Annotated in this window: 24 protein-coding genes; 8 read left to right on the top strand and 16 right to left on the bottom strand. The window is 49.3% G+C overall.

Annotated elements, in window-relative coordinates:
• Positions 1-64: 64 nt before the first annotated feature.
• The 14 genes from HC231_RS00895 to envC all read right to left on the bottom strand — a co-directional run bounded on the left by HC231_RS00895 (position 65) and on the right by envC (position 15,242).
• Complete coding sequence (locus tag HC231_RS00895; protein ID WP_208229318.1) at positions 65-763, bottom strand: glycosyltransferase family 2 protein; 699 nt, start codon at positions 761-763, stop codon at positions 65-67.
• Positions 764-854: 91 nt separating this feature from the next.
• Positions 855-1,787, bottom strand: a complete 933-nt coding sequence (locus HC231_RS00900) for a glycosyltransferase family protein (protein ID WP_208229319.1) — start codon at positions 1,785-1,787, stop codon at positions 855-857.
• Between the two features lie 22 nt (positions 1,788-1,809).
• Positions 1,810-2,811: a glycosyltransferase family 8 protein gene (locus tag HC231_RS00905; protein WP_208229320.1), complete on the bottom strand. Its 1,002-nt coding sequence runs from the start codon at positions 2,809-2,811 to the stop codon at positions 1,810-1,812.
• Positions 2,812-2,827: 16 nt separating this feature from the next.
• Positions 2,828-3,850 carry a lipopolysaccharide 3-alpha-galactosyltransferase gene (waaO, locus tag HC231_RS00910; protein ID WP_208229321.1) on the bottom strand — a complete coding sequence of 341 codons (1,023 nt, stop codon included), beginning with the start codon at positions 3,848-3,850 and terminating at the stop codon, positions 2,828-2,830.
• A gap of 18 nt (positions 3,851-3,868) precedes the next feature.
• Positions 3,869-4,963: a lipopolysaccharide 1,6-galactosyltransferase gene (gene waaB / locus HC231_RS00915; RefSeq protein ID WP_208229322.1), complete on the bottom strand. Its 1,095-nt coding sequence runs from the start codon at positions 4,961-4,963 to the stop codon at positions 3,869-3,871.
• A 20-nt stretch (positions 4,964-4,983) separates the two neighbouring features.
• Positions 4,984-5,784 (bottom strand): lipopolysaccharide core heptose(I) kinase RfaP, encoded by an 801-nt coding sequence (gene rfaP, locus HC231_RS00920; RefSeq protein WP_208229323.1) that lies wholly within the window; start codon positions 5,782-5,784, stop codon positions 4,984-4,986.
• Positions 5,781-6,902, bottom strand: coding sequence for a glycosyltransferase family 4 protein (locus HC231_RS00925; RefSeq protein ID WP_208229324.1), 1,122 nt, complete (start codon positions 6,900-6,902; stop codon positions 5,781-5,783). The genes rfaP and HC231_RS00925 overlap by 4 nt, the downstream gene beginning before the upstream one ends.
• Positions 6,899-7,930: a lipopolysaccharide core heptosyltransferase RfaQ gene (gene rfaQ, locus HC231_RS00930; RefSeq protein ID WP_246494780.1), complete on the bottom strand. Its 1,032-nt coding sequence runs from the start codon at positions 7,928-7,930 to the stop codon at positions 6,899-6,901. Before rfaQ ends, HC231_RS00925 begins: the two co-directional genes overlap by 4 nt.
• 73 nt (positions 7,931-8,003) lie before the next feature.
• On the bottom strand, positions 8,004-9,014 hold the full coding sequence (locus tag HC231_RS00935; protein ID WP_246494656.1) for an O-antigen ligase family protein: 1,011 nt from the start codon (positions 9,012-9,014) through the stop codon (positions 8,004-8,006).
• A gap of 689 nt (positions 9,015-9,703) precedes the next feature.
• Positions 9,704-10,690 (bottom strand): lipopolysaccharide heptosyltransferase RfaC, encoded by a 987-nt coding sequence (gene rfaC / locus HC231_RS00940; RefSeq protein ID WP_208229327.1) that lies wholly within the window; start codon positions 10,688-10,690, stop codon positions 9,704-9,706.
• On the bottom strand, positions 10,687-11,739 hold the full coding sequence (gene rfaF / locus HC231_RS00945) for an ADP-heptose--LPS heptosyltransferase RfaF (RefSeq protein ID WP_208229328.1): 1,053 nt from the start codon (positions 11,737-11,739) through the stop codon (positions 10,687-10,689). The genes rfaC and rfaF overlap by 4 nt, the downstream gene beginning before the upstream one ends.
• A gap of 146 nt (positions 11,740-11,885) precedes the next feature.
• Positions 11,886-12,818: an ADP-glyceromanno-heptose 6-epimerase gene (gene rfaD, locus HC231_RS00950; RefSeq protein WP_208229329.1), complete on the bottom strand. Its 933-nt coding sequence runs from the start codon at positions 12,816-12,818 to the stop codon at positions 11,886-11,888.
• 154 nt (positions 12,819-12,972) lie between these two features.
• On the bottom strand, positions 12,973-13,938 hold the full coding sequence (locus HC231_RS00955) for a divergent polysaccharide deacetylase family protein (RefSeq protein WP_208229330.1): 966 nt from the start codon (positions 13,936-13,938) through the stop codon (positions 12,973-12,975).
• Positions 13,939-13,940: 2 nt separating this feature from the next.
• A complete protein-coding gene (gene envC / locus HC231_RS00960; RefSeq protein ID WP_208229331.1) occupies positions 13,941-15,242 on the bottom strand; it encodes a murein hydrolase activator EnvC in 1,302 nt (433 codons plus the stop codon).
• A 427-nt stretch (positions 15,243-15,669) separates the two neighbouring features.
• Here envC and HC231_RS00965 point away from each other — a divergent pair, with 427 nt between their 5' ends.
• The 6 genes from HC231_RS00965 to HC231_RS00990 all read left to right on the top strand — a co-directional run bounded on the left by HC231_RS00965 (position 15,670) and on the right by HC231_RS00990 (position 21,248).
• Complete coding sequence (locus HC231_RS00965; protein WP_208229332.1) at positions 15,670-16,101, top strand: rhodanese-like domain-containing protein; 432 nt, start codon at positions 15,670-15,672, stop codon at positions 16,099-16,101.
• Between the two features lie 164 nt (positions 16,102-16,265).
• Complete coding sequence (gene secB, locus HC231_RS00970) at positions 16,266-16,730, top strand: protein-export chaperone SecB (RefSeq protein ID WP_208229333.1); 465 nt, start codon at positions 16,266-16,268, stop codon at positions 16,728-16,730.
• A complete protein-coding gene (gene gpsA / locus HC231_RS00975) occupies positions 16,730-17,749 on the top strand; it encodes an NAD(P)H-dependent glycerol-3-phosphate dehydrogenase (protein ID WP_208229334.1) in 1,020 nt (339 codons plus the stop codon). The genes secB and gpsA overlap by 1 nt, the downstream gene beginning before the upstream one ends.
• Before the next feature lie 291 nt (positions 17,750-18,040).
• The gene (gene cysE, locus HC231_RS00980; protein WP_208229335.1) at positions 18,041-18,862 is read left to right on the top strand and encodes a serine O-acetyltransferase; all 822 of its coding nucleotides are present in this window, start codon (positions 18,041-18,043) and stop codon (positions 18,860-18,862) included.
• A 564-nt stretch (positions 18,863-19,426) separates the two neighbouring features.
• Positions 19,427-20,053 (top strand): lipid IV(A) palmitoyltransferase PagP, encoded by a 627-nt coding sequence (pagP, locus tag HC231_RS00985; protein WP_208229336.1) that lies wholly within the window; start codon positions 19,427-19,429, stop codon positions 20,051-20,053.
• Positions 20,054-20,348: 295 nt separating this feature from the next.
• Positions 20,349-21,248 (top strand): carboxylate/amino acid/amine transporter, encoded by a 900-nt coding sequence (locus HC231_RS00990; RefSeq protein WP_208229337.1) that lies wholly within the window; start codon positions 20,349-20,351, stop codon positions 21,246-21,248.
• Here HC231_RS00990 and metR read toward each other — a convergent pair.
• Positions 21,154-22,089 (bottom strand): HTH-type transcriptional regulator MetR, encoded by a 936-nt coding sequence (gene metR / locus HC231_RS00995; RefSeq protein ID WP_208229338.1) that lies wholly within the window; start codon positions 22,087-22,089, stop codon positions 21,154-21,156. The two genes, HC231_RS00990 and metR, sit on opposite strands and share 95 nt — an antisense overlap.
• Before the next feature lie 103 nt (positions 22,090-22,192).
• Between metR and metE the strand changes: the two genes are divergently transcribed.
• Positions 22,193-24,457 (top strand): 5-methyltetrahydropteroyltriglutamate--homocysteine S-methyltransferase, encoded by a 2,265-nt coding sequence (gene metE, locus HC231_RS01000; protein WP_208229339.1) that lies wholly within the window; start codon positions 22,193-22,195, stop codon positions 24,455-24,457.
• 41 nt (positions 24,458-24,498) lie between these two features.
• On the opposite strand, the gene HC231_RS01005 is transcribed toward metE, so the two are convergent.
• The gene (locus HC231_RS01005) at positions 24,499-25,326 is read right to left on the bottom strand and encodes a dienelactone hydrolase family protein (protein ID WP_208229340.1); all 828 of its coding nucleotides are present in this window, start codon (positions 25,324-25,326) and stop codon (positions 24,499-24,501) included.
• Positions 25,327-25,734: 408 nt separating this feature from the next.
• Between HC231_RS01005 and udp the strand changes: the two genes are divergently transcribed.
• The gene (gene udp / locus HC231_RS01010) at positions 25,735-26,505 is read left to right on the top strand and encodes a uridine phosphorylase (RefSeq protein WP_208229341.1); all 771 of its coding nucleotides are present in this window, start codon (positions 25,735-25,737) and stop codon (positions 26,503-26,505) included.
• The last annotated feature ends 19 nt before the right edge of the window (positions 26,506-26,524 follow it).

Below are 26,524 nucleotides of genomic sequence, written 5' to 3' on the forward strand. Positions count from 1 at the left end.
CACTCAATAAAAACTGTTTTATGCTGTTACCGATAATGTTTTTCCACGGGCTATATCTGAGATGCTATAGGTATTCTTTATATTTATTGACATAGTCATTTAGTCCGGATTCTTTATATTTTAAGATGTCTCTGTTTAGCTGCTCAAATTTTTTTGAATAATAAGGGCCTGCGGCGTGGAAACATTTTATTTCTTTTATTATACCGAATTTTTTACCTCGTTTTTTCATTGTCTGACATAAAAAGTTATCTTCTCCTTTATTAAAATCAAATTTATTAAATATTTTAAATAAGAACGGTATTATCTTCACATCCTCTTTTTTGAAGCATGAGCACCATCCTCCAGTCGGACCATTTTCAATCACCATTCCGTCGCGCTCTATCTCGGTATAATATTCCGCGCCGGGTTTTGCTCCATCAGTATGCTCATTCTGGATAACGTCTAAAGCGAGATAGCCATATTCAGGGAATTTTTCCATGTAAGCGTCGAATATGGAATCTAAATCATCCGGAAATTCTAAAACATCATCATCAACTTCAACAATATATTTAGCATCGGCTTTTGAGAAAAGTGTTATATATCCATTTAGCCCAGTGTTTTTCTTATTAAATATGGTTTTGATAGAAATATCTCTTCTTTCTCTTTGAAATTCATTTATGATGTCTTTGGTGTTGTCAGTGGAAGCATTATCCAATATGAGTATTTCACACTCATCTTTATTTTTAATCGCCGCATGCAATTTATTAAGGCATAATTCTAACATTTTGGATCTATTCCATGTTAGGATCACGAATGATATTTTTTTCATTTTTCCCTCTATAGGAATATATGCTGTGGTTGCTGTTTTTGAGAAGTTAAAAATTATAATGCTCTACTGTATTTTTTAAATTGGAGTGCGTGGGGTTTATGTTGCTATGTATTTCTAACTCTGACCGAGGATGCATGTTTTTCAATGTGAACTTAATAAGGTTTTTAGTCCGATAGAAACTGTTTTTACCTCTAAGAAAGTCCCTAATGCAAACCCATAGGGTACTTGCTTTTGACTTTTTCTGATACTCATTGCGTATAAAAAATTTAAAGTAAAACATTTCCATTAGCCGGAATTTATTCTTTGCTTCTTCCGGATTGAATATAGCGAATGAGTGATAAATTGTATTAGCGCAATATATATCGAGTGGTTGCTGAACGCCTGACATCATATTAATGATTCTGAATAAATCACTGTCAATACCATAAAACGCCAGTTTTTCTTCAAATACATAGCCTCGGAATGCCTGAATTTTTCTGATAGCCTTTTGGGATATGATGAGACCGGACATAATCGAGTCGATACTTGTATCGACCTTACCTTCTTGGAGCATGATTTTTGAGTCCCCATATAGATGAGGATCTGTTTGCATCATTACCCCGTTTTTTTCGGCAATTATTTGAGGGGCTATAATTTCCGCATTGCTATGAATAGTTATATTTTTATAGTAATCGATAGGTAAGTGAGAGTCTTGATCCAGTATTGTGATAAAATCAAATGATTTATTTTTAATGAAAAAGTTATATATTTTGGATAATGATATGTTTCGTATGTCCTGATATATATTTACTTTTATTTTTTTGTCTTCGCATAAAGAAAAGAAATCTAAAATATCTTTTTCATTAAGAAAGTAGGGACCATTATTCCAAATGCAAATTTCCAAGTTCACCCCATCAAGATGGCAATTCCTGATGCTTTGTAATGTTTCAGAATCTTCTATTTTGGAGTTGTAAATAATTACAACAGATGTTATGTTCATGTCTTAATTACCGTAAAATGTATTAATTATTGTTGTTCTGCTTTTCAATAAGATATTTTATTCTGCTAGCGATCCCTTTTATATATTTTCTTTTTTTCATTTCATGTTTTGACTTTTTCTTCCATTGGAGTGGAGTTACAGGCTCGGCAAGGGGGATATCGCTCCATGTTGATTGGTGATAAGCCTGATTGAAAAATAACGTTGAAGGATATTGTCCCCATTCACTCCATGGCTTGGTTGTCCCGACGTAATGAATAAACACGCTTTCATCATTGATGATTTTTTTATAGGCTTGATGAGTCTTGTCTTTTAGTTCGCTTTTAATGCTATAGATACAGTTGAATTTACGGGGAAGAATAATGGTTTTCCCATGGAGAAGCACATTCAGCGCATCTTGATCGGGATATTTAAGCGCCGTATTTTCTTTAATAAATGATAATGTCTTTTGCGTTAGTTGATTAAGCTCCCAGTTTTTCAAATGGGTAAACATAACGCCTGAGTTGAAGTAATGCTCTTTAATATCTGGCCTTGCCAATCGGATCGCACATTGTTCCTGAGTCTCGGTAATATCAGGGACGATCGCGCAGATAGAAGACTTAAAGTCGAGTTGTTGCAATTCAGCAAGATTGCTTTTGCACATTACATCAGCATCTAAATATAGTAAGGTATCAACAGTGTCGCTTAAATAATCAAAAGCGATGAGCCTAAAATAAGCTGAACATGGCCATCTATTTTGAGGAAGATCGTCTAACAGTTTTGTATTGACTTTGTATATATGGATATTGACGTGGAATTTGCTGGCCATAGATTGGAATCTACGGATGATGTCGTCATCCACATAATCAGTGAAGAAATGAAAGAATAAAGGTATTTTATTGTTAATGATTATTGATGTTGCAGAAATCGCCGCGCCGAAAATGAAGTTTTTATCTATGCCATAGGCAATGTTTAAAAAAGCATCGTCGGTCTCGTCGCCTATAATTTTTATGGTTCTATCGATAATCATTTCTTTATTAAAATACATTTTTTTCTCTTAATTCTTACCGTAAAGATAGTTTCTTGATGAAATATTTAAGATAACTGATAAACGATGATAGGATTTTTTTCTTATGGAAGTAATGTTTGGCGCAATACCTGAGTTGATTTGCTGATGTCGCTTTTTCCAGCGGGATGCTTTCCCAGGGGGAATTATCCTTGGCGGTATAGAAATAACGCGAGCTAGGATATTCCGCCCATTCATGCCACGGCTTGGTTGGTCCTATATAATGAATAAATACGGTATCGTCATTTATGGGATGAGGATACGTCTCCCCAGCTTTACATTTTAATTCATAGTTGATACTGAACTGCGTATTATATTTTTTATCAAGAAATAAGATATGACCGGGGAGCAGGATGTTTAAAATGTCCTGATCGGGATAGGAAACCTTGCCGGCAATTTCCTTATCTGTCAGCATGAGCATCGTTTTCTTAGTGATATCGTTCCGGTGCCAGTTATCCACATTAATCAGCAAAAAACCGGAGTTAAAATAACCGTTTTTGATTGCGGGCGTTTCCAGCCGGCGAGCGCTTTTTTCCCACCAGGCGCTCTCACCCTCAGTCACCGCAGCGACGATATAATTATCTATATCCAGCTTGGCTAACTGTTGCAGCGAACCGTTGCAGACAATATCCGAATCCAGGTAGACGATTTTATTTAGCTGATTGTAAAAATAATCAACGGCAATAAAGCGAAAATAGATAGCATATGACCAGTTCTTGGTGCTGGGGAGACGCTTCAGCCAGCCGCAGTTGACGATATACAACGTTATAGACGTATTATATTGTTTTGCCAGAGCGTTGAACCGCGCGCGGTTTTCTTGATCAAGAGTATCTGTAAATACATGAAAAGAAAGAGGTTGGTTACTATTCTTCAGCAGAATGGAAGCAATCGAAACCGCACAGCCAAATAAAAAGTTTTTATCCGTGCCGAAAGTAATATTCAGGACATCATTGTCAGGATGTGAAGGAGAAAATGAGAAACTAACGGTTTCTGTAATCACATCATTTTTTTTGAAATACATAGCGAGTCCAGCTTACGATTAGCGGATAGTCCGATGGTGAATAACGGCTTCAATGTTTTCTTTCATCGTCTGGTAGTAAGTCTCGTCGTAAAAATGGTGTATGGAGGCTTTTATTTGTTCTGCTGTCGGCATGGGCTCCTGACTAATGATGGTTTGCAACGCATCGCGCAGAGAAACCGTCGAATTAGGCGGATAGAGTTGTCCGTTAATGCCATTCCTGATGATATCTCCGGGGCCGGACGGGCAGTCGCTGCTGATGCAATATATGCCGTACGACATGGCTTCAAGCAACGTCATCGGGAGCCCTTCGAAAGCGGAGCTCATGATGAAAGCGGAGACATTTTTAATATTCTTTTGAATATAGTCCCATGGCGCCGCCTGCCATCCATGCCAGTGAACACGATTATCTATCCCTTGTTCTCGGGCGTATTCTTTACAGATGGATGCATCAGAACCATCGCCGATAAAATGGCACTGCCAATTTCCCGTCAGGCCAGCAAGCGCATCAAGCATATTTTTAAGCCGTTTTTGCCCTTCAAACTTCAGGCGTCCCACATAGATAAAGACGGCGCTTTCCGTACTCGCGGGGCGGGGAATCACGCTATTTTGCGGCGTCACCGGGTTGAAAATCACGGAAATACGTTCGGCGGGCACGCCACGGTTTATTAGCTGCTGTTTTATGCCAGAGCTGATTGCAAAGTGATAGTCAGCGCAAAGCGCCTGCTCGGAGTGTTTTTTGTGATCGAGCGAATAATGCAGCCACGATATAATAGGAATGGTTTCCCGACTACGTTGGACGGCCTGCGACGCAATACGACAGGAGGGCGAGTCAAAGGCAATCACCACATCCGGCTTATTTTGCTTGATATAGCGGGCCAGCGCGAAAGCATGGCTGAGCCTCCGTAGGAAGGATATTTTGATCCCCGAGCGGTGACAGACGCTATGTTTTCCCTGTAACCAGGTTTTATCCATACGATCATCTCGGCACAGAAAGTACAGCGTGTAATCATTTTGTGTTTCGCTGTCGCTTGCTAAAAAACCGGTCACTTTTTTAAGTACGGTTTCAATGCCGCCAAACCCGGAAACGGCTTCCCCAACAAAAAGTATATTCATAAAGTTAATCTGGCCGTGAATTACAACGCCTTGCGTTCTGTTCGCTCGCGTATTTTCTCTGCTTTAATACGGGCTTCATGAAGCAAACGCTGTTCCTGCTTCAAAATGGTACGCAATGGCTGATGATCAAAGTAGATCTTCAGGAACCAAAGCAGATCTTTTGCTGTTAACCCGATATTAAGCGACGAATAGTACAAGCCGATAAGATCTTTATTGCGCCAGCGCGTAGGAACCTTTTCCCTTATTTGAGCACGGTGCAAATCAATCACCGATATTTTCAGCGCGTTACCGTCCGGGTTATATGGCAGATGCAGTAAGAAATGACAGATATAGCAGTCCCGGTGGTTGACGCCGCCCGCGTGCATCTTTCTGACCATTTCCGCGACCCGCTGGATGAGGCGTCGCTTTTCTCTCGCTGACGGCGGCTTTTCCAGCCAATTCGCGCAGTAATCTTCCAGACTGATCGCGGGATTAAGATCTTCCGTGATAATAAAAGAGTGACGGCGCAATGGGTTTAATCCGCGTTGACCAAAACCGACGCCTTTCATGGTATCGACGCCCAACTCAGCCAAACGGTGGATAGCATTCCATTCGCGATCGGCGCCCAATACCGGTAGCCTTAATGAAATCAGGTTCTTAAGCGCTTCTTTCAGCGAAGTGCCGCGGTGTATTTTTATAAAATAAGCGTTATCACCCACGGTAAAACGTAGGGTTCGGCGGCTTTCAAGCGCGCGAAATATGTCGCCGTCGAGTTTATCGATTTCTTTAAAGGGATCGCTGTTTTTCCACAGTGAAGCGAAGGGCTCTTTTAATTCAATCATTGCTGCTCACCTGTGATAAGCGCTGCCGCTTTTTCTGGCAAGCTGTATAAATCTTCGGTATCTGCAAAATGCCGGGCGTTGGCCGCCCACTGCGCGAGTACGTCGGGATGCGTCAGCGCGTGCTGCAATGCATTATTCAGATCCGCCTGGCGGTAGGGTTCTTTAATCACTACCCCGGCATTTGCCCGATTAATATAAAAGGCGTAACCGCAGACCTCGGTGACGATAACCGGCAGTCCGGCGGTGGTTGCCTCCAGTAATACGATGCCCGCCGCTTCCTGGTGAGCAGGATGGATCAGCACATCGGCCGCGGCCATAAAATCCGGGATATCGTTACGGCCGGAAAAGAAACGGACCTGTGAACCTATGCCTAACTGTGCGGCGATTTTTTGGTAGCGATCCGGCTTATCCTGTCCGACGACCAGAAAAACAGTCTGCTTTCTGTCCGCCGCCGGCAGGCTGGCGATGGCATGAAGGCTGCGTTCAACGCCTTTGCGGTTGAAATCGGAACCGACTTGCAGCACAACCCGGCTATCGTCAGGGATCTGTTGTTCAAGTCTGAATCTGCTTTTAACCTGACTCGCGTCCGGGCCATATTTACGATCGGGCGAAATACCCGGTGGTAAAATAATGAAGCGTTCGTCCTGAGTGCCGTAATGCTTTTTGAAATCGTCAATCTGACGGTGGGTTAACATCAGCATTTTGGTGCGGCTGTTACGCTCAAAAACGGCTTTTTCAAAAGCGGCGTAATGTTTATAACGCGCGGTTAAGCGGTATAAAAACCCTTTTTCCTGCGCAACCTTTTCGGCGTAGCAAACATCGGCCGCGTAGTAAAAGTCCAGCCCCGGCATTTTGTTAAAGCCAACAACCCGATCGACCGGGTTTTGCTGCATATGCTGCCGTACCCACTGGTAATACTCTTTATTACGCGAATGGTTGGTATGCTTGCGCACAGGAACCTTAATGAGTTCCAAGCCGTCAACCAGCGGACCTTCCCATGATTGGGTATATACGCGAATGTGATGCCCTCGCGCCTGACAGGCCGCTGCAATGCGTAAGAAATCCCGCTGTAATCCGCCGAACGGGAAGTATTTGTATAAACAAAATGCGAGGATCATAGTTTTGCCGAAAATTGAGATGTTTCTGTTTGGGATGCTAGCGTATTTCCAGATAGCATCTTCATCGCTGCTTCAGTAACATCTTTAGCTGGAATACAGGATAGATATTTATATTTTCTGTCCAGATCGTGGCGTTGCGGCATGGTTTGGTAATCTCCAGCCCAAATAATAATTTTATTATCACACCAGGGACGCCAGAACTGGTGATCCGTTGCGCCAAACAGACACACTATCGGCGTTTCCAGCGCGGCGGCCATATGCATCGGAGCGGAATCAACGCCAATAAATAGTTCCGCGTGATCTATTAATGCCGCCAACTGAGGGAAAGTGGTTTTTCCGGCGAATTCAGTTATGGGAGGGGGCTGGCATAAATCTGCAATAGATTTTATACATTGCCGATCTTCTTGACCGGGACCAGAAGTCAAAATAACGTTCCATCCGCAGGACTGGATGTTATTAATAACTTCAGCAAACTTATCATTATCCCAACATTTAAATATTTGGCGTGCCGTTGGTTGTATAACGACATATTTTTTATCAGCATTCAGCTGGATAAGTCGGTTATGTATTTCTTCCCAATGTTGAACATCATAAGCCATAACCGTTTTGGTTTTTAACGTTGTTATATTCAACGGTTTGAGTATGGAAAGCATCTGTTCAACCACATGAGAACCTTCAGGCTTTATGATTTCATCAAAACAGCTTGTCCATAAAAAAGATTGGCGATGAGGAAAATTTAGGCTTATTTTTCTGGATGATGTTACGAATCGCAGTAGTTGTGCGATAGGCCATTGATCCGTCAGGTTAATAATCAGGTCATAATGATTTTTTCTAAGAGTAAAAATTAGCTTTAAAATATTCCTAATAGCGCTAATTGTCGACTTTTCTTTCCTTTTTATGCCATATAAGTGATGAATATCTTTATTCTCGGATAAAATAGGAATGGTATCTTCATACAACAATACATCGATTTTCGCGTTCGGATAGTTGGCTTTCAGCGTGCTGAACAACGGTGTGGTGAGCAGCATATCGCCGTGGAATCTGAGCTTTGTAACCAAAATCCTTTGGTGATTTTGATAAAGATTATCCACAACAATTCCTTTATTTCGAGTCTTCGGTACTATTTACGGATCTTTCATTTTTACTTTTCGCTAGCACAATGCTAAGGCAATAGGTAAGAATCCATACTATAGATATATTTTTTTCATAAAAAATAACGTCACTTAAACCATAAATCATTAGTGATAATGATAGTGATATAACTGCATAATCTTTTATAAAAAATAAAGAAACATAAATCAATGAAACATAAAATATAAATAAGGCAACGCCACCAAAAATTCCTTTCAGCGAGAGTGTCTCAATGAGTTCATTATGTAAATGAACCTCGGTATATTGCGATGCCCCAGACAAGGAACGATTTTTTTCAGTCTGTTGTTGAATACTCATCGCTCTTGATTCGGCTGATTGTCCCCATGGCGCATCCAGAAAACTGACGATACCTGTTTTGTACATGGCGATACGTGCGCCAACGGATGAGTGGCTATCTGATGAATCATATCTTTTCAGATCTGAAAACATATTGTTTGCTCTGGTATTAATTGTGTTATGGCATAAAATCAGACAGGTAATACTGACTATTACGAATTTTTTGATTAGGTTGAAATCTATTTTTCTTTCATTCGTAATGCAGGGGTATAATAATATTATGTTTAACAAAGGAAATGCTAATATTGCCGCCCGGGTTTCCGTGAGGATTATTAAAATGAAAAAGATGGCATAATTTAGCAGGAAAAGGTTAACCCTTTTTACTGTTTTCTTTAAAAGAGTCGCTTGTGCAATCACAATTCCGATGAACGTCATCATATAACCAGACGTTGTCGGTATGCCATCAGATAGCGTGAATCTTCCATTGTCAGGGGTAAAATAAAAATACAGTAATAATATGCCAGGGATTATATGTATTGCAGTGAGCAATGGCTTGGTTATTTTATCTCTTGTAGGTAATTGAATTGCAAGGAGTATACACATTGAACCCAGAAGTAATATCTTATCTACATTGTGATAAGCGCGATATACTCCTGATACATCGCTGTTTTCTACCCGGTACATTAACTCCCAAGTAAAATTCACAGCGCACAATAATAACATGCTTAGTGTTATTATTGTGCTCTTTATGTTTATGTCATTTTTTTTGATGACAAAGAGTAAATATACTGTAACAATTACCCCAAGATTATTGAATATTTTCACGGATAGTCGTGAATTAAATATCATAAGGCTTAATGCAATAACGAATCCTATATATATGAGAGTGGGTAATATGTTTTTTGAAGTATTTGATTGAATGTTTATCATGTTTTTTTATGCTAATTTCGTTATCTTTAGTGAGATGTAAAAGAGAGACTCTGTATTTAGTCATGAGCAATTTATATGGATGAATAAAGCTATTATTTTAGTTGAGCGTTGTCGTATTCCTGATTAGCCACGCTACCGCCCCTGGCTCGACAGCTACCAGTGGACTGGAAGACATTATCATTAGACGGCATCGTACCTTGTTATATGCCATTCTTTCCTGTCATCGTACTAAAACAGACTCCTCTTTTATCCTGATAACTCATTCAATTTACTACTCTATATGTGGTTATTGCGCGGGTAATGTCCATGAGACCGACCGCTAACACATGGCGTCGGCAAACAACCACGGAAAGTGACCTTCGAGCGACCGCTAGACAAGGCGTAACTCAGATCATCGTCTAAAAAATTAGTCATGTGTTTTATTCAAATCGCCGGGGACAGAATTATTCATCACCTGATGCCGTAAATTCTAACATTTTCTCTAATTTCCGACCGACTTCCTCAGCAGTAATTGTGCTCATTTGATGGGTTTCAGACAGTTCCGCAATCTGATTTTTCCCATATCCGCCGATCAACCCCGGATCGGTTGGGCCATACAGCGTGATATTGGGGCGATCCAACGCCGCGGTTAAGTGGCTTAAACCGGTATCGACGGAAACGACGGCTTTAGCTCCGGCCAGCACTTCCGCTACCTGTTGCAGCGTAAGACGGGGCAATACCTCAACATGAGGAAATCCTTCAGCCAGACGCAGGGCGCGTTGATGTTCATGTTCCGCCCCCCAGGGGAGTTTGATTCGCAATCCGCTGGGTTGCAGCTGGGCGATCAATTCCCGCCAGTGCGCTTCCGGCCAGTGTTTTTCATCGCGGGTGGTGGCATGAAGAAATACCAGGTATTGATTGGCGTCGGCGGGTAACTGTGAAAGAAAACGTTGTGCAATCGCGTAATCGCCGCTATCTGCGGGTTTTCCATATTGCAGGCTGGCGGCAAAAAGCTCGCGTATGCGTTCAACCGCATGTTGCTGACGGCTAATGGGATGGCGGTAGTTGTAGAACCAGCTCGCCAGAGGTTCACGCGCGCTTTTACAGTCCAACCCGTGCTTTTTCCCTCGGGCAAGGCGGGTGATCAGCGCGGCGCTTTTTATCAGCCCCTGGGCGTCAATCACCGCATCATAATGCTTTTCCCGCAGTTGCTGCTTAAAGCGCGCGCGTTCCCGCCGTGTTTGAGCGCTGAACCAGCTTTTTCTCCAGCGGCGGATGGCAACGGGTATCACCCGGGATACTGCCGGGTGCCAACTGGGTATTTGCGCGAATCCTTCTTCCACCACCCAGTCAAATTGAACGCCGGACAACGCGTGCATGGCATCGGTTAATGCAGGTAACGTATGCAGAACATCTCCCATGGAAGATGTTTTGACGATCAACACCCTCATGCGTTTTCTCCCGGCGCTGTCAGGTATTTTTCCAGAGCATTGAAAACCTGTTCCGGCTGGATGTCGATCAGGCTTTGGTGGTATCCCTGCTCGGCATCGCCTTTGCGTACCCGTTGATAACCGGTAATTAAGCGAATAACCTCCGCCCGGCGTGACAACGGGGGGGTGAAATCGGGGCTGCTGGGACCGTAGAGTGCGATCAGCGGGCGGTCAAGCGCGGCGGCGACGTGCATTAATCCCGAATCATTACTCACTACCGCATGACAGGCGGCAATCAGCACGACGGCCTGCTCCAGCGACGTTTGTCCGGCCAGGTTGGCGCAATATTGTTGCGCATGTTCCGGCAGTGCCGAGCGGATATCATCGCCTGCCGGGCGGTCGTTGGCGGAACCGAACAAGGCGACTTGATAACCCCGTTCAATCAGCATTTGCGCCAGCGCGGCATAGTGATAATGCGGCCAGCGTTTGGCCGGGCCAAATTCTGCGCCGGGGCAGAAACCAATAACCGGGCGCGGAGTATTGAGCTTAAAACTCGCCGTCATCGCGGCGATTTCTTCATCGCCGACCTGTAGCTGAGGCCAAAGTATTGGCTGGGGAAGATCCTGCGCGCTGTGAATGCGGTTGCGATCGTAAGCCAGAGCAACGTAGCGCTGTACCATCAACGGGAACGCGGCTTTATCCAGCACGCGGATGTCATTCAGCACTCCGTAGCGCATTTCTCCACGCCAGCCGGTTCGCCGCGGGATGCGGGCGAAAAAAGGCACCAGCGCCGATTTAAATGAGTTGGGCAAAACATAGGCGCGATCATAGCGGCTATCGCGCAGCGAAATCCCGAGACGGCGGCGTTCTCCCAGCGCCAGCGCGCCGTGGCCCAATGGCATCGCCAACGCCTGGTTGACTTCCGGCATACGCGCCAAAAGAGGACGGCACCACGCAGGCGCCATCACGTCAATGATTGCTTCCGGATGCTCGGCTTTTAGCGTGCGATACAGGCTGTGCGACATCATCATATCGCCAACCCAGGAAGGACCGATGACTACGATCTTCATGATATTGATTTCATACCGTTTATCTATTCCTTACGGCGCACGCCAACAATATACCCGCCATCTTTCCAATTGCAGGCGTGTTGACTCTCTTCCTGCATCTTGAAATCTATTGGGCGTATAGGCTGCACGGGGATAACGATACCGGATTAAGCGGTACGGTTTAGCCAGGCCATATATTCCGCTACGCCTTCGGCGACGGTTTTAAACGGCTTGTCGTAACCTGCTGCGCGCAGTTTGGTCAGGTCCGCCTGTGTATATGCCTGATAACGGCCTTTTAGCTTTTCTGGGAATTCAATATATTCCACGCTGCCTTTTTTATGGAACGCCAGCGTGGCGTCGGCGACGGCCTGGAAAGATTCAGCCCGGCCGGTGCCGCAGTTGAAGATGCCGGACACGCCTTTTTGCCAGAACCACAGATTGACGGCGGCGACGTCGCCGACGTAAATAAAGTCCCGCTTGAAGTTTTCGCTGCCGGCAAACAGTTTCGGGTTTTCACCCTGGTTAATCTGTTTGTTCAGGTGGAAGGCTACGCTGGCCATGCTGCCTTTGTGCCCCTCACGCGGGCCGTAGACGTTGAAATAGCGGAAGCCGCAAATTTGCGATTCGGCCTGCGGCAGAATTTCGCGCACATATTGATCGAACAGGAATTTAGAGTAGCCATAGACGTTCAGCGGCTGCTCATATTGGCGCTCTTCAATGAAGTTATTGTCACGGCCGCCATAGGTCGCGGCGGAGGAGGCGTACAGGAACGGGATATTGCGATCGAGGCAATAGTGCAACACCTCTTTAGAGTATTGATAGTTGTTATCCATCATATACTTGCCATCCCACTCGGTAGTCGATGAGCAGGCGCCTTCATGGAAAATGGCATCGATATCGCCCAGATTGTCACCAGCTATGATATTGGCGATGAAATCTTCTTTATCCATGTAGTCTGTAATATCCAGATCCACCAGATTGACGAATTTCGTTCCATCTTTCAGGTTATCGACAACCAGGATATCCCGATAGCCAATGTCATTGAGCGCTTTCACAATATTGCTGCCGATGAAACCGGCGCCGCCAGTAACGATAATCATGGGATCTACCCTTGTTAATCTTGCCGGTGAGGCACCACGCCTCACGCTGTCTATGACCGCTATAATAGCATTTCATTTTACCGCAAGCAGCCCGGCGTTTATTTCTCCGGGATTTCTGCGATCGAGAAAGAAAAATAGCGCAACGATTTACCGTTTAATGTTGTTGTTCTGCGGGCGCGACCCAGGTTTGCCAGCGGCGTTTTATATAGATGACGGCGGCGCTGTCGTGGATGCTGTCTTTAATCAATTGGAATATCGTCTCGTTCGTCACCGGTTCAGGCGGATGTTTCACCGTACATTGTTTTATCCCAGGGAAGGGTTTAACGCCGTGGAATGGCGGCTGCGGTTTTGTCGCTTTCGGCGTTTCTGGCGCGGGCAATGGTTCGTAATGCTGCGTCGGTTCATTCAACAACTGGCTGGGGCGCACTAACACAATATCGGATCCCAGCGTGGGCAGCATTTGTTGCAAGACCTTGATGGTCGATGGGTGCGGGTGGCCGATAGCGATTGCGGAACCGCTGCGCCGCGCTATCTGCACGGCGCGGTTAAACTGCTGGCGGATATCGGCTTCATTCTGCGAGTCATCCAGAAACACTTTCCGCTTAATGACTTTTACGCCGGTTCCGGCGGCGGCCCGGCTGGCCTGACTGCTGCCGATCGTCATGCTGTCGAGAAAATAGAGGTGGTAGGCGCTCAGCGCCTGCATCACTTTTTGCATGCCGGGCAGGCTGGAAGTCATTGCGCTGCCCATATGGTTATTCAGCCCGCTGGCGTAAGGCACGTTGTTGACCGACTGGCGAATGATGCGCTGAATTTCTTCGCTGCTCATATCAGGATGTAGGGTATCGCGTTCCAGCGGCTGCTTGCTCAGCGGCGCCATCGGCAGGTGGATCAGCACTTCACGCCCTTGATTATGCGCTTTGGTCGCCATTTCCCGGGCATAAGGCGCGTTAGGCAACACCGCGACCGAAATGGCCGTGGGCATATTTAAAACCTGATTCTCATTATGAGGACGATAGCCAAAGTCATCAATTACGATGGATAGTTTACCGGCCGAGATAAACGGAGATAGCGACAATAGGCTGAAAAATAAAAATATTTTTTGTTTTATATGATACAAGACTATCTTCCCAACCAGGGTTGTGGGTTTACCGCCTGCCCTTGGCGACGAATTTCAAAATAGAGTGCCGACTGGCTTTGCCCGCCGCTGTTGCCTACCAGCGCAATGGGTTCGCCCGCTTTAACCTGTGCGCCAACGGAAACCAGCGCGCTTTGGTTGTAGCCGTATAAACTCATATCGCCTTTGCCGTGTTGAACGACCACCACCAGGCCGTAACCTTGCAGCCAGTCGGCCATTAGAACGGTGCCGTCGGCGATGGCCTTCACTTCGGTTCCTTCCGGCGCGGCGATCACCATTCCTTTCCAGCGTAACTCGCCTTGCAGCGATTCGCCAAAGCGATGCTCGATTCGACCGCGAACCGGCCAGAAAGCCTGCGCGGCAGGACGTCCCAAACCGCCGGTGCGGGCCATCAGCGATTGTTCGCTTTCCGTTGGCTTATAGCTGCCGCCGCTACGTTTGGCCTGCTGTTCTTTGGCCCGGACCTTGGCCGCTTCCCGCGCTTCGCGTTCAGCCCTGGCCCTGGCTTCGCGCTCCGCCCGGGCGATTTGATCGCGCAGCCGGGTTTCGTTTTGACGTAATTCCGTGAGCAAACGCTGATCTTTTTCCAGAGAACTTTCTAGCGTCGTCAGCGTTTTCTTTCGCTCGGACTGCGCCTGCTCCAGCGTTTGCTGCTGCTGTTGCTGGTTGTTCAACAGGGTTTTCTGCTGATTTTGTTTCTGCTCCAGCAACTGCTTCTGGCTGGCCAGTTCGGTGCGAGTTTGCTGTAATTCATTGATGGATTTCTGGCGCGCTTCGTTCAGATAGCCGAAATAGGCGAGAATACGTTCGCTGCGCTGGCTCTCTTCTCCGCTCAGAATCAGTTGCAGCGCGCTGTGTTGACCTTGCCGGAATGCGGCGTCGAGCTGGCGCGAAAGCATGTCCTGCTGCGCCTTTTGCTGTGACTGCAGCTTGGCGATGGAGGCGGCGAGCGCGCTCAACTCTTTATTTAAGCTCGATAGCGTATTACGCGTTTCACGCAGTTGGCGGCTCGATTGCGCGATCGACTGTTCCTGTTTTTTCAACTGCTGGAGCAACGCGCTGCGCTGCTGCTGCTGTTGCTGAACGCTTTTTTCTTTTGCTGCGATATCCTGCTGTAGGTTTTTGAGCTGTTGCTGATTATCAGCGGCCAGGCTGATATCGGACAATAGCCAGACGCCGACGCAAAACGCGCAGGCGCCCCGGGCGAACCGTTTGCGTAACGCCGGAAATCGAATATGGGCGCGGCAGGCGGTTCTCAACTGTACAGATAACGCTTTTTTACTCATAGCGAAGGATTATTCCACGATGAACAGCGGCTTACCAGTCGTCTAATTCCGGATTTCTATTTCTATCCGTGACAACGATGCGATGTCCCGGAATCTGCGATAAGGGACACCCAATAATAGATTAAAGAGGAGAATGCGCGCGTATTCCCCCTTCTCGCCATCTTGCAAATCGGCGTTTTGATGCGTTGCGTTCTTTGCCGCCGGTTTCCCTCGGCATTGGGGAGCTTGTTCGGTTTCACCTGACTGCATTTTGAAATCTATTGAGTATAGAATGGTTGCATTACACAATCTGTGTGGTGATTTTACGTATCGCGCCGCAGATTCAGTACGCTATGTTGGCTTACTGGCTGTATTTGCCGTATCGCGCAGGTATACTCAGGAACCTTATATTTTTGTCGCTTAACTGATTCGGGAGTCGTTATACCCCATGCAAGAGATTATACCATTCATTAGCAAGCACCCTATATTAAGTGTGGCCTGGGTTGCCCTGTTGGTTATCGTTATCGTGCTTACGGTGAAGAGTAAATTTTCGAAAGTGAAGGAAGTGGTTCGCGGCGAAGCGATCCAACTGATCAACAAAGAAGATGCCGTGATTGTCGATATTCGAAATCGTGATGATTATCGTCGCGGCCATATCGCCAACGCATTTAACCTATTGCCCAACGATATTAAAAACGGCAGCGTAGGCGAACTGGAAAAGCATAAAGCGCAGCCGGTGATCGTGGTGTGCGCCAACGGTATGTCTTCGCGCGATGCGGCGGCCGATCTGCTGAAAGCGGGTTTTGAACGTGTACTGGTTCTGAAGGACGGTCTGGCCGGCTGGAGCGGCGAAAACCTGCCTTTGGTCCGGGGTAAGTAAGGCAGTGGTTCCCGGTAAGTAACAGATTCACGGCGAACGGCTCTTGCGATAGCCTGATAGCCTCGCCGGGCCGATTGCAACGCTAAGATTACGTAATCTACTGGTGTCTACCTTCGCTGACGATGGAAGGCGTCAAAGAAATCCAACAAAAGGTATTATTTAACATGTCTGAACAAAACAACGTCGAAATGTCTTTCCAAATCCAGCGTATCTATACCAAAGATATCTCTTTTGAAGCGCCGAACGCGCCTCAGGTATTCCAGAAAGAGTGGCAGCCTGAAGTGAAGCTGGATCTGGACACGGCGTCCAGCCAACTGGCGGAAGACATTTATGAAGTCGTACTGCGCGTCACGGTAACCGCTTCACTGGGCGAAGAAACGGCATTTCTGTGCGAAGTTCAGCAAGGCGGGATTTTCACCGTCGGCGGCATCGAAGGTACGCAACTGGCTCACTGCCTGGGAGCCTATTGCCCGAACATCCTGTTCCCCTATGCGCGCGAGTGCATTACCAACCTGGTTTCCCGCGGCACTTTCCCGCAGTTGAACCTGGCTCCGGTCAACTTTGATGCGCTGTTCATGAACTACCTGCAACAGCAGGCGGAAGGCGCCGCGCCGAGTCAGGATGCCTGATGAACGCGTCTGACGCTTCAATGGCCGTAATCGGTGCCGGTTCATACGGCACCGCATTAGCGATTACGCTGGCGCGCAATGGTCATAAGGTCGTGCTCTGGGGGCACGATCCCGATCATATTCACGCCTTGCAGGCCGCCCGCTGCAACCAGGCATTTCTTCCCGACGTGCCTTTCCCCGATTCGTTGCAACTGGAAACCGATTTGGCGCAGGCATTGGCGGCCAGCCGCAATGTGCTGGTGGTTGTACCCAGCCATGTGTTCGGGGATGTATTACGTCAGATTAAACCGCATCTGCGCGCCGACGCGCGCGTGGTCTGGGCGACCAAAGGGCTGGAAGCCGAAACCGGGCGCCTGTTGCAGGATGTCGCGCGTGAAGCGTTGGGTGAGCGCATTCCGCTCGCGGTCGTATCCGGCCCTACCTTCGCCAAAGAGTTGGCCGCCGGCCTGCCAACGGCGATTGCTCTGGCGTCGACCGACGGCGAGTTCGCCGATGATCTTCAACGTTTGCTGCATTGCGGCAAAAGTTTCCGGGTATACAGCAATCCTGATTTTATCGGCGTACAGCTGGGCGGCGCGGTTAAGAACGTGATCGCGATTGGCGCCGGAATGTCTGACGGCATCGGCTTTGGCGCCAATGCCCGTACGGCGCTGATTACCCGGGGGCTGGCGGAGATGACCCGGCTGGGCGTGGCGCTGGGCGCGGATCCCACCACCTTCATGGGAATGGCCGGTTTGGGCGATCTTGTTTTGACCTGTACGGATAACCAATCCCGTAACCGGCGTTTCGGTATGATGCTGGGGCAGGGGATGGATGTTCAGAGCGCTCAGGATAAGATCGGTCAGGTGGTTGAAGGATACCGTAACACCAAAGAAGTGCTGGCGTTAGCGCAGCGTTACGGCGTTGAAATGCCGATCACCGAGCAAATCTGGCAGGTTCTGTACTGTGGAAAAGATGCCCGGGAAGCCGCGTTAAGTTTGTTGGGGCGTACACGCAAAGACGAAAGCGCCAATTTATAAAACACCCGTTTTTACTGCAATATCATTTCATGTCAGTCTGATTATCCGCTCTATACCTGGGGGCCTTGACGGGCCGCCGTGATGGCGTTGCAAAGCGTGAAGGAAAATGGGAATGCGGTTAACGTTTGCGGATGCCTCGCTGATGTAGACTTGGGTATCTTGAATTCTTGACGTAACAGTATTGCAATTTTTACCGGGCTCCGTTAATACGGATGGCTCGCGTACTTTTATGGCGCGCATGGGTTGATGACAGGTCGTATCTGGATGAGCGGTATTTCGGAGAGTAGAGCAATGTCGACAGAAGAACTGGAACTGGTCTGGACAAATATCAAGGCTGAAGCGCGTAGTTTGGCGGATAGCGAACCTATGCTGGCCAGTTTTTTTCATGCGACATTGCTGAAACACGAAAATTTGGGTAGCGCGCTGAGCTATATGCTGGCGAACAAACTGGCGAGTCCGATCATGCCGGCTATTGCTATCCGTGAAGTCGCCGAAGAGGCTTATCATGCCGATCCGCAGATGATCGTTTCCGCCGCGCGCGATATTCAGGCGGTTTGCCTGCGCGATCCCGCCGTTGATAAATATTCGACTCCGTTGCTTTACCTGAAAGGGTTCCATGCGTTACAGGCGTACCGCATCGGCCACTGGCTTTGGTCACAGGAGCGTAAAGCGCTGGCGATTTTCTTCCAGAACCAGATTTCCGTCTCCTTTGGCGTCGATATCCACCCGGCGGCGATGATTGGTTGCGGGATCATGCTCGATCATGCCACGGGCATTGTGATCGGGGAAACCGCAGTGGTTGAGAATGACGTCTCTATTCTGCAGTCCGTTACGCTAGGCGGTACGGGTAAAACCAGCGGCGATCGCCATCCTAAAATTCGTGAAGGGGTGATGATTGGCGCGGGCGCCAAGATACTGGGGAATATTGAGGTTGGACGCGGCGCTAAAATCGGCGCCGGATCCGTTGTTTTACAACCGATTCCGCCTCACACTACCGCTGCCGGCGTCCCCGCCCGCATCGTCGGCCGTCCTGAGACGGATAAACCATCCATGGATATGGATCAGTATTTCAACGGCGTTAATCGCGGCTTCGAATATGGGGATGGTATTTGACCGGGCTTGCCTATTTAATGGCGCTTCATCCGCTGCTATGGCGCTTGTTTAAGGCGCGGGATACTCAGGGCAACTGCGGCGCCATCGTCATGTTTCCCAAATATTGAGATTGGGTGAACGGTATTACTCTATGAGCCTCGGCGGATATTTCGCGCTTCGGCTATTCCCGCTTCTCTGATTTCCCTCATACCGACCCCGGGAATTAAATGCTCCCCGCCAGGGTAAATATGGCGATTTTTTGTTATCCGGGGTAGGAAGTGTCTGAAACACTTTTTCAAGTGATAATTTATTTAACAGTCATCGCCATTTATTCCTACATAATGATGACGAATTTTTTATTGTCGCGCTATCTGTGAAAACAGAATATATCCGCCATACTTCAAGTTGCGTGTGCGTGTGCTTTATTATTCGGCCCATTATCGTTGGCCGTTGCGCGCCGCGGTCAAATCCGTTCCGGCAGATTTGACGCTGTGCCGTCGCCTTTCGGCAATTCGAATTATTTAGGGTATTTATTCTGGTATCTGCTATAGATAGTGATGTTATGGTTGCAGAGAGTCTAACAAAATGTATTTAAAGCGTATCTTCGTCGTTCTGGGGTTTCTTGTTTCATCCGCTATGCCGATTTTGACTCATGCAACTGGCACAGAGAATAATGTCAGCGTGGTAAACGGCGGTACGGATAGCAGTAATGCCGCCGCCGCAGTACATGATGAAAGCTGGTGGCAGAGAAGCAAAAACAATCTGTCTAAAACGTGGTCGGAATCACCGAACCACGACATCTACATTCCGGCGATTACCTGGCATAACCGTTGGACGTACGATAAAGAAAAGACGGATGAATATAATGAACGTCCGTGGGGCGCGGGTTATGGCGTGTCGCGCCTGGACGAGGACGGCGACTGGCATTCGCTATACCTGATGGCGTTCAAGGATTCCCATAACAAGTGGGAACCGATTGGCGGCTACGGTTTTGAGAAGCGCTGGCGTCCGACCAGCGATCAGGATTTCCAACTGGGGCTGGGCTTTACCGCCGGCGTCACCATGCGCGACAACTGGAACTATATTCCGATTCCGGTATTGCTGCCTCTGGCCTCAATCAGTTACCAGAAGCTCTCTTTCCAGGCGACGTATATTCCCGGTACATACAATAACGGGAACGTCTTTTTTGCCTGGTTTAGATGGCAAATTTAGTGTAGCCGATAAATTTCAAGATTCGCTCCGGCGGCGGAAGAAGAGACTGCAAACCCCTTTTGAACGATTCGAAAGGGGTTTATTTTTTGGCCTCATATCCATAAGGATAATATATCGCTGATGGAATATTGCGATGAGCACTGTGCCGGCGCAATGGCATAAGAATGATTTTGGGCAATGCGGTACGCGGCGCTGTTCGTTCGCTATTTGTTCGCATGTAAACCATTTTGATTGAAATTTATTCGCTATCCTTCGTTACAATAACGGCACTTTTTTCTGTACGGTGGATATTGCAGTGCCATTACTTATTATCACCACAATATTGTGGGCTTTTTCATTTAGCCTGATTGGCGAATATCTTGCTGGCCATGTCGATAGCTGGTTTTCCGTATTGATGCGCGTCGGGCTGGCGGCTCTGGTCTTCTTGCCATTCTTACGCTGGCGGGGTTACGCGCCGCGCGTAATTTTCCTCTATCTGCTGGTTGGCGCCTGTCAGCTAGGCATTATGTATTTGTTTGTTTTTCAAGCATATCTGTATCTTACCGTACCGGAATTCTTGCTGTTTACGGTCATGACGCCGCTGTATGTCACGTTGATCTACGATCTGCTGCGCCGTGAGCGCCTGCGCTGGGGCTATATATTCAGCGCGCTGCTGGCCGTTCTGGGCGCGGCGGTGATTCGCTACGACGGGGTCAGCACGCATTTTCTGTGGGGACTGATGCTGGTACAGGCCGCGAACATCTTCTTCGCCATTGGTCAGGTCGGCTATAAACGGCTGATGGAAGTGCATCCGATGCCGCAGCACTGCGCCTTTTCATGGTTTTATCTGGGCGCGTTGGCGGTTTCGGTCGTGGCCTGGCTGCTATTTGGCAATGCCGGCCAACTGCCGACCACGTCGTTGCAGTGGGGGGTGTTGGTCTGGTTGGGGGTTGTGGCTTCCGGTTTAGGCTATTTTATGTGGAACTATGGCGCCACCCAGGTCGATGCCGGGACGCTGGGCATTATGAATAATTTCCACGTTCCCGCCGGTCTGCTGGTCAACCTGGCTATCTGGCAGGAAAAGGTACACTGGCCGAGTTTTATCATCGGGGCGATTATCATTATGTCCTCGCTGTGGGTACACCGGTATTGGGTCGCGAAGCGTCCCGCACAAACGGTAAGTGCTCACAAGCGTGCCGACGCGCCGAACGAATAAACGCTTCTATCACCGGTTGACGCTGTTCTCCGTCGCGCACGGCGGCGTACAACCGGCTCCACAGTCCCTCTCCCAGCGTTTTGGTTACGATCAGCCCCTGACGTTCGAAACTTTCCACCACCCAGTGCGGCAGGGCGGCGATCCCCATGCGCGCGCTGACCATCTGGATCAGCAGCAGCGTATTATCGACGTTTTTCAACGCCGGGCTGATCCCCGCGGGTTGCAGAAAGTGACGCCAGATATCCAGCCGCTGGCGCTGCACCGGGTAAATCATCAGCGTCTCCTCGCTTAAATCCTCTGGTTCAATGACCTCCTTTCCGACCAGCGGATGCTCTGGCGCCAGCACCAGCCTGACTTCAAAATCAAACAGCGGCGCGTAGTACAACCCGCTGCGCGGCAGGATATCCGAAGTCATCACCAGATCCAGCTCGCCCTGCTGCAAGGACGGTTGCGGATCAAAGGTAACGCCGGATTTAAAGTCCATCGACACCTGCGGCCAGTTTTGATGAAACTCATCCAGCGCCGGCGTTAGCCATTGAATACAGCTATGGCACTCAATCGCCAGCCGCAGCGTGGCCTGATGCGGTTCATTGCATGCCTGTAGCGCCTGCTGAATTTGCGGCAACACCTGTTCGGCCAACTGTAACAGGATCTCTCCCTGGGGCGTAAAGCGCAGCGGCTGGCTTTTCCGCACAAATAACCTGAACCCAAGGCGTTGTTCCAGATCGCTGAACTGGTGTGACAACGCCGACTGGGTTTGATGAAGCGCGGCGGCGGCGGCGGCTAACGATCCCGTGTTGCGCAGTGCTTGCAGCGTTCGCAGGTGTTTAAGTTCGATCATGAGAGTCCTTCACAGTGACGGTGAATAAATTGCGCTTGTGTCCAATACACTACCTGCGGATTATGGATGTGTAAACATCTGGACGGCTAAATGAGGGTTAACGATGACGATTTTAAATCACACGCTGGGTTTTCCACGTGTTGGGCTGCGACGCGAACTGAAAAAAGCGCAGGAAAGCTATTGGGCGGGCAACGCGACGCAGGAAGCGTTGCTGACCGTTGGACGCGAACTGCGTGCGCGGCACTGGCAGCAACAAAAGGATGCCGGCGTCGATCTGCTGCCGGTAGGCGATTTCGCCTGGTACGATCATGTGTTGACGACCAGCCTGCTGTTGGGGAACGTGCCGGCCCGTCATCAGAATGCCGATGGCTCCGTCGATCTGGATACGCTGTTTCGCATTGGCCGTGGCCGGGCGCCGACCGGAGAGCCGGCGGCGGCGGCCGAGATGACCAAGTGGTTCAATACCAACTACCATTACATGGTGCCGGAATTCACTAAGGGCCAGCAGTTCAAACTGGCCTGGACGCAACTGCTGGATGAAGTGGATGAGGCGCTGGCGCTGGGACATCGGGTAAAACCCGTGCTGCTGGGGCCGGTAACTTATCTGTGGTTGGGCAAGGTAAAAGGCGAGCCGTTTGATCGTCTATCGCTGTTGCAGGATATTTTGCCGGTTTATCGGCAGGTGCTGGCCGAACTGGCGAAACGCGGCATCGAATGGGTGCAGATCGATGAGCCGGCGCTGGCGCTGGAACTGCCGCAGGCGTGGCTGGCGGCATTCAAACCGGCATACGATGCGCTGCAAGGGCAGGTGAAAGTGTTGCTGACCACCTATTTCGATAGCATCGGCCATAATCTGGATACCATTAAAGCGCTGTCGGTGCAGGGGCTGCATGTCGATCTGGTGCACGGTAAAGATGATGCGGCGTCGTTAAATGAACAATTACCGGCGGAGTGGCTGTTGTCGCTGGGCGTCGTTAACGGGCGTAACGTATGGCGCGCCGATCTAAGCCAGTGGTTTGAACGTCTGCAACCGCTGGTCGGCAAACGCAGCCTTTGGCTGGGCAGTTCCTGTTCGCTGCTGCATAGTCCGATTGATTTAAACGCGGAAACGCGTCTGGATGATGAAGTAAAAAGCTGGTTTGCCTTCGCCATCCAGAAATGCGCGGAGCTCGCTTTGCTTTCTCAGGCATTGAACAGCGGCGATGGTCAGGCGCTGGCGGCGTATAGCGCGCCGATCCGCGCCCGCCGCACCTCCACCCGGGTGAACAACCCCGCGGTGGCTCAGCGTTTAGCCGCCATCACTGCGCAGGACAGTCAGCGTCAGCAGGCTTACCCGCTGCGCGCCGCCGCTCAGCGCCAGCGCTTCAAACTGCCCGCATGGCCGACCACCACCATCGGCTCTTTCCCGCAAACCACGGAAATCCGCGGTCTGCGTCTGGACTTCAAACAAGGGCGTCTGGACGGCAATCACTACCGCGCGGGTATCGCCGAACATATTAAACAGGCGGTGGCCGAGCAGGAACGTCTGGGATTGGATGTGCTGGTGCACGGCGAAGCGGAACGCAACGACATGGTGGAATACTTCGGCGAACATCTGGATGGCTTCGTCTTTACGCAGAATGGCTGGGTGCAAAGCTACGGTTCCCGCTGCGTGAAGCCGCCGGTGATCATCGGCGACGTCAGCCGGCCTGAAGCCATTACCGTTGAATGGGCGAAGTACGCGCAATCCCTGACCGACAAGCCGCTGAAAGGCATGTTGACCGGCCCGGTCACCATTCTGTGCTGGTCTTTCCCGCGTGAAGACGTTACCCGTGAAACCATCGCCAAACAAATCGCGCTGGCGCTGCGCGATGAAGTGGCCGATTTGGAAAAAGCCGGTATCGGAATTATTCAGATCGATGAGCCCGCCTTGCGCGAAGGCTTGCCGCTGCATCGCTCAGATTGGGACGCCTACCTGACCTGGGCGGTGGAAGCGTTTCGCCTGAATGCGGCGGTTGCCCGCGACGATACGCAGATCCACACCCATATGTGTTACTGCGAATTCAACGACATCATGGATTCCATCGCCGCGCTGGATGCGGACGTGATTACCATCGAAACCTCGCGTTCCGATATGGAATTGCTGGAGTCGTTTGAAGAGTTTGAGTATCCCAATGAGATCGGCCCAGGCGTGTATGACATTCACTCGCCAAACGTACCGAGCGTTGAGTGGATTGAAGCGTTGCTGCTCAAAGCGGCGCAGCGTATTCCGGCTGAGCGTCTGTGGGTTAACCCGGACTGCGGCCTGAAAACCCGCGGTTGGCCGGAAACCCGTCAGGCGCTGGCCAACATGGTCCAGGCGGCGCAGCGCCTGCGCGAAGCAAGTTAAGATCAACCACTCAGGGGGGCGCAAGCCTCCCTGACTCCATTTCAGCACACTTCATATTTTTTAAACCACGCCAGCATCCGCTGCCAGCCATCCTGCGCCGATTCGGCATGATAGCTGGGGCGATAGTCGGCATGGAAGGCGTGTCCCGCATCCGGGTAGACGACGATCTCCGCGTTGGCATTGGCGGCGCGCAACGCCTGACGCATCTTATCTATCTGTTCCAGCGGAATGCTGTCGTCCTGGGCGCCGTATAACCCCAGAACCGGCGCATTGAGTTCCGTGGCGATATCTAGCGGATGCTTGGGATTATTTATCGTTTTGGGCGCGGTGAATTTGCCGTACCAGGCCGCCGCCGCTTTCAACTGCGGATTATGGGCGGCGTAAAGCCAGCTGATCCGGCCTCCCCAGCAGAAGCCGGTAATGGCGAGTTTACTGGCATCCCCGCCGTGTTTAATGGCCCAGTTCGCGCTGTGATCAAGATCCGATAGTACCTGGGCATCGGGTACTTTGCTCACCAGTTCGGCGATAATCTGTTTAATATCATGATATTGATGAGGATCGCCCTGACGGAAATACAATTCGGGAGCGATAGCCATATAGCCTTGTTTAGCCAGCCTGCGGCACAGATCCTGAATATAATGGTGAACGCCGAAAATTTCCTGCACCACCAATACGATGGGAAACGGCTCGTTTTGATTGGCCGGTTTAGCAAAATAGGCCGGTAACTGTTCCCCCTGGGACAGTACGGTCGTTTCGCTGGCAATGATGCCGGTAGTATCCGTATTTATGGTTGAAGAGGCTTGCGCTGCTACCGCCGAAGTCAATCCCTGCGGTATGTGTCTGAGGATCGTTTGCTCATCAGTATTCATTGCGGTCTCCTCAATTGGATTTGCCAATGTCATAGTAATGTCAGGTTTCGCGCCTATGACAAATAGTATCAACGATTAAAGAATCTACAATAAAAAGGCTAAACAACCGTCAGGTAGAAGAAAGAAGGTCGTCGAGAATGTTTTTGTCATTAGACTATCGACGGGGGAAATGAATTTGGGGTGGCTTGATTTGTGACATGAGTCATATTTTTGATGTATCGATAATCTTTATTTCTTTTTTGCTGGTGATTGCATTCACAAAAATGACGGTTGTAATACGATAGAGTCTTGGCTATAGCGGATTTTCTCTACTCGTCATTCCCCGAGACCGCGGTTATACAGCGTTTAAAAATTCGCCCGATGTTTTTTTTCTTCCTCTGATTACTCATCATCGCCTGGGAGGCGTTTATGTCTAAATCTGATGTGTTCCATCTCGGTCTGACAAAAAATGATTTGCAGGGCGCCGCGTTGGCGATCGTGCCCGGCGATCCTGCGCGCGTCGAAAAAATAGCTCAACTGATGGATAACGCGGTACATCTGGCGTCGCACCGTGAATTCACCTCCTGGCGCGCCGAAGTGGACGGAAAGGCGGTGATAGTGTGCTCCACCGGCATTGGCGGGCCGTCAACCTCCATTGCGGTAGAGGAACTGGCCCAGCTTGGTATCCGTACCTTCCTGCGGGTGGGCACGACCGGCGCTATTCAGCCGGATATCAATGTGGGCGATGTGCTGGTCACCACGGCGGCGGTGCGTCTCGATGGCGCAAGCCTGCATTTCGCGCCGATGGAGTTCCCGGCGGTGGCTGATTTTACCTGCACTACCGCGCTGGTCGAAGCGGCGAAAGCCGCCGGCGTGGCGCTTCATGTCGGCGTGACCGCTTCATCCGACACCTTTTATCCCGGACAAGAGCGTTATGATACGTTTTCTGGCCGCGTAGTCCGTCGTTTCCAAGGCTCAATGGAAGAATGGCAGAGTATGGGGGTGTTGAACTATGAAATGGAATCGGCCACGTTGCTGACGATGTGCGCCAGCCAGGGATTGCGCGCGGGGATGATCGCGGGGGTGATTGTTAATCGCACCCAGCAGGAGATCCCCGATGTTGAGGCAATGAAGCAGGCTGAAACGACAGTCGTTAAGGTGTTGCTGGACGCCACGCGACGGTTGCTGGCCGCAGCATAAATTCCAGAACCGATTTGAT

Origin of the sequence: Brenneria izadpanahii, from assembly GCF_017569925.1 — a bacterium.
GTDB lineage: Bacteria > Pseudomonadota > Gammaproteobacteria > Enterobacterales > Enterobacteriaceae > Brenneria > Brenneria izadpanahii.